Genomic DNA, 4471 nt, shown 5'->3' with positions numbered 1-4471 from the left:
GTGCCACCTCCACCAGGTCGAGATCCAGCTCTCGGGCCTGCCGGAGCGCGTCCTGCGTCTGGACGACCCCGATCTGCGCCCCGTCCGGGCCCACCAGCCGCACCTGCGGCGACCGGATCCTGTCGTTTATGCGCGGTTCAACCGAGACCCCGCATCACCTCCTCGTTCGATCGGTCGGCGTGGGATGAATCCCTACCGAACAAAGGGCACCGACTCTCGCCGGCGCCCGTGATTCCAGCGTGACTCATGCGCGAGCCAGTATAGGGGCCCGCCGAGCGAGGTGTCGAGGCAAAACGGAGGCGGCCCGTCGTCTCGAGCCGCCTCCGTTCCCACGCTCGCTAGGTCACGGTGAAGCAGTTCGGGCAGGTGCCGATTCCCCTGTCCGGGTTGACGACGACCACCGAGCGTGGCCCCGTCGTCGCCGTCCCCAGGATCGTGATGTTGGCGGTCAGCTGGCCCGAGTTCACGAAGGTCGTCGAGTTCACGGTGATCTTCGGGCCGAACCTGGCCCTGGCTCCCGCCTGGAAGTCCGAGCCGAAGATGTCCACGTTCAGGGTAGCCCCCCGGGCGCCGGTGTTCGGAACGGCGGAGGTCGGGTTGGGAGCCAGATCGATGGTCAGGCATCCCACGCACGAGGCCGAGGTGGTATCCGGGTTCGTCACCGTGACGTTGCGGGACCCCACCGTGGCGTTCGAAGCAACCTGGACCACGACCTTCACCTTGGTGGGGCTGATCAGCGTGGTGGAGAGCACCGAGACGCCGGTCCCGGAAACGGTCACCGTGGCCCCCGACTGGAAGCCGCTTCCCTTGATCACGACGGCCGATTGCGCTCCCTGGCCCAGAGCGGCCGGGGTCGCCGACGTGACGGTCACCGACGCGCCGCCGGGCGTGTACGCGAACAGGCTGTCCTGGTCATCGAAGGTGGAATTGCTTCCTCCGATCGCATACGTGCGGCCGTCGGCCCCGAAGGCGGCTGCCAGCTCGTCCCTCGCGGCAGGAAGCGAAGCCACCGTGCTCCAGGAGTTGGTGGAGGTGTCGTAGGCCTCCACGGTGCTGAGGGGCGAGCTGCCGGCACCGCAGCATCCACCGATCGCGTAGATCCGGCCGTCGGACCCGAGGGCGGCCGCGACGTTGTCGCGGGGGCCGGCGAGGGGGGCCACGGTGCTCCAGGTGTTCGTGGACGTGTTGTAGGCCTGCACGGTGCTGACATGGTGGGTCCCGTCGCTGCCGCCGATGACGTAGATGACGTTGCCGCTGGCGACGGCGCCCGGGTCGGCCCGTCCCGCGGGCATGGGCGCTGCCGTGCTCCACGTGTTCAGCACCGGATCGTAGGCCTCGACGGTGGTCAGGACATTGCCCCCGCCGCTGCAGCATCCGCCGAACACGTAGATGCGGCCGTCGGCCCCGAGAGCCGCGGCCTCCTCCTCCCGAGCCGTCGGCATGGGCGCCGCCGAGCTCCACGTGTTCGTGGAAGGGTCGTAGACGTCCGTGGCGGTGAAGTCGGAACCGCCGGTGCAGCATCCCCCGATGGCGTAGATGTGGCCGGCCGGGTCGGGGGCCGCGGCGAAGAAGTCGCGAGGCGTCGGCATGGGCGCCGCCGAGCTCCACGTGTTCGTGGAGGGGTCGTAGGCTTCGTTGGTGGCCAGGAGGTCGCCGGTGACGCTGTCGCAACACCCTCCCAACGCGTAGATCCGGTCGTCCGACCCCACCGCCGCGGCCAGCGCGGCCCGCGGGGTGGGCATGGAGGCGGCCGAGGTCCAGCTCCCCAACCCCGACGCCCCCGCCGGAACGGCCGCCAGGGACACCACGACCAGGACCACCCCGGTGCCGAAGATCCGCATCAGCTGTCTCATCGCTCCTCCTTCCACCTTCTGCTCGACACGCCACGCACCACGTTCCCGGTTGATCTTCATCCTGTCTCCCTCCCTGGATCCCCCGACGGCTTCCACACCGACTCCACGACGCGTTCGAACGGGATCTCCGCATGCTCGCACACCGCACGGATCACGCCCACCGTACCTCCTTCGAACAGGAAGAAGACACCTCATCCCCCGGGAGCAGGACGGACCCGGCGAACCCGGTGGCGCCGGGCGTCGACGCCCGGTCGGCGGTGGCCCGGCGGATGCGTCCGGCCGCCCGGTCGACCTCCTCGTCGCCGACGCCGGGCCAGAAGCGCTCGACGATGTAGGTCGCCACGGTCACCTCGGAGGCCATGCCTCTAACGCTAGGGACCCGGCGCCTCCGCGGCACCTGTTGTTTCCACGTGGATTGCCGGCTCCCCCGGGTCTCAGGACAGGGGGTCCATGTCCTCCGAGGGGGCCATGCGGGCACCGAGCTCGGCCCGGGAACGGATGCCGAGCTTGCGGTAGGCGCGGGCCAGGTTGTCCTCGACGGTCCGCCGCGTCATGAACAGGCGGCTTCCGATCTCGCGGTTGGTCAGCCCCGTCGCCGCCAGCTCGCCGGCGGTCAGCTCAGCGGGTGCGCGGCGGACGCCGATCCGGCCGATCTCCGCGCGGGCCCGTTCCTCGACATCCGCGACGACCTCCGCCAGCCGCCGGTGGAGGCGCCGACGCCGCTCCCTCGGTGCCGCGGCGGATATCGCTGCCGCGTAGAGGGTGTGTGTGAAGCGGATCAGCTCCCCCTGGACCTCGATGACCTCTGCATCCTCCGCCTCCTCCAAGGCCGCGAAGGGATCCGACTCCAGCGCGGTCCCAAGAAGTGCGAGAGTCGGCTCGCCGAGTAAGGCTGCCATGAACAACGCCTCCTGGGTTGGTCGGGAGAGCCGCGCGAGCCGCCGTCGAACGAGCCGCCTGAGGTCGCGCGGCACCGGCAGCGGATCACCGGGGCCGATGCCCGAGTGGAGCGCTTCCCGGGCGATCTCGATCGCGTAGAAGGGATTGCCGCCGCTCGCCTGATACAGCCGCACGAGGAGCTGCCTCGGCAGGGGGCGACCGAGCCGGCGCTTGAGGACTTCGTGGATTGCGGCGAGGCTGAGCCTGACGACGTCGATGTGTCGCGCCGCCGGGAGCTCGAGACGTACGCGGGCATCACGCGTCGTGGGCCGGCGAGCGGCGAGGACGCCCACGCGTTCGTCCTCCAGCCTGCGAAGCGCGAACGCGAGCGTGCTGGCGGAGGGCGCATCCAGCCACTGCGTGTCGTCGATCGCGACCAGGACCGGCGAGCTCGCCGCCATGGCGACCAGGACGCCACGCAACCCCGCGGCGACCGCACGCGGCTCTGCGGGAGAACCCTCGTCCTCAGCCCGAAGGAGCGCCACGTCGAGCGCGTGGCGTTGGGGGCTGGGGAGGGAGTTCAACGCGGCCGCGGAAACAGGTTCGAGGAGGTCCGCCAGGGCAGCGAACGACAGCCGCGCCTCAGCTTCGGCCGGCCGGGACGTGAGGACCGCGAACCCGCGAGCCGCGGCGCGGCGGATGGCCTCCCGCCACAGGGTGGTCTTCCCGATCCCGGCCTCGCCCTCCACCACGAGCGAGACGGGACCTCGCGGGACCGACTCGAGGAACGCCTCGATCTCGGCCAGCTCCGCCTCGCGCCCCACGACCTGCGACGTCATGACGTCGCCATGTCGGGCAGCACCGAAGCATTGTTGCATCGGGCGCAAGAGGGATGAGCCCCTGGCGATCCGATTCCCGCGGAGTTGCCGCCAAGCGGGTTCCGCGTGCTCGGACGTTCGTTACGTTCGACGCGCGTCATTCGAGGGTCGGGCTCCTCGGCCTGGCGCACAGCCGAACGCAATCGTGGGTGAGTGCCCGTAGCGCTACCGGTCGCAGTCGACCGCGATGGCCAGGGCGGCGCAGATGGCGCTCATGGTGGACGGCCGTGCCCGGCCCACTAGACGGACGAGGCGGGAGCGGGCGACGAGCTGCAGGTTGTCGAGGCTGGCCACCGAATCCACACGCACCCCGTCCTCGGGGCCCACTCGGACCTCGGTCGAAAGCCCCCGCACGGTGGAGGTCACCGGGGCGCCGATCACCGCATGGAGCACCCTCCCCATCGGGTCGCGGGTCAGCACGATCACGGGGCGAACCTTGTCGAGACGGGCGAGCCAGACGTCGCCGCGGCGCGGCGCGGCGCCGATCACGCTTCGGGCTCCGAGTACGCGGCCTCCCAGTCGGTTTCGTCGTCGATGCCCGATGTCTCGGCCAGCAGCGCGATTTCGCCTTCGTCCTGGGTGGGCGGATGGCGGCGGTACGCGGCGACGTCATGCCGAAGCCTCTCGGCGCGGATGAGGTGGTCGAGAGCGATGTCCACGACTTCAGAGGTCGAGCGAGCCCCCACCAGGGACCGGGCGTTGTCAGCCTTCGAGCGGTCGAGCGTGATGGTCACCTTCTGTTTCGCCATACCCTGGATACTACCCGATGGAGGTATACAGGGATATCAGCTCGCGTGACGAATACCCGAACTCCATAGACCGGCCGCAGCCGAAGAGCGCCAAAGTGCCCCGGGTGAGACC

The 4471-nt window shown here is 70.1% G+C and carries 6 protein-coding genes; all 6 read right to left on the bottom strand.

Features of this window, described 5'->3' with window-relative positions:
• A partial coding sequence (locus M3Q23_18055; protein ID MDP9343954.1) for a translation initiation factor IF-3 occupies positions 1-130 on the bottom strand: 130 nt, incomplete at its 3' end.
• 208 nt (positions 131-338) lie between these two features.
• Positions 339-1853 carry a hypothetical protein gene (locus M3Q23_18050; protein MDP9343953.1) on the bottom strand — a complete coding sequence of 505 codons (1515 nt, stop codon included), beginning with the start codon at positions 1851-1853 and terminating at the stop codon, positions 339-341.
• A 151-nt stretch (positions 1854-2004) separates the two neighbouring features.
• Entirely contained in the window at positions 2005-2214 is a 210-nt protein-coding gene (locus M3Q23_18045) for a hypothetical protein (GenBank protein ID MDP9343952.1), read from the bottom strand.
• A gap of 73 nt (positions 2215-2287) precedes the next feature.
• On the bottom strand, positions 2288-3571 hold the full coding sequence (locus M3Q23_18040) for a LuxR family transcriptional regulator (GenBank protein ID MDP9343951.1): 1284 nt from the start codon (positions 3569-3571) through the stop codon (positions 2288-2290).
• Between the two features lie 204 nt (positions 3572-3775).
• Complete coding sequence (locus M3Q23_18035; GenBank protein ID MDP9343950.1) at positions 3776-4099, bottom strand: type II toxin-antitoxin system PemK/MazF family toxin; 324 nt, start codon at positions 4097-4099, stop codon at positions 3776-3778.
• Positions 4096-4359 (bottom strand): hypothetical protein, encoded by a 264-nt coding sequence (locus M3Q23_18030; protein MDP9343949.1) that lies wholly within the window; start codon positions 4357-4359, stop codon positions 4096-4098. The genes M3Q23_18035 and M3Q23_18030 overlap by 4 nt, the downstream gene beginning before the upstream one ends.
• Positions 4360-4471 lie beyond the last annotated feature (112 nt).

It is taken from the genome of Actinomycetota bacterium (assembly GCA_030774015.1).
Classification (GTDB): domain Bacteria; phylum Actinomycetota; class UBA4738; order UBA4738; family JACQTL01; genus JALYLZ01.
This window is presented reverse-complemented; position numbering and strand designations above follow the sequence as displayed.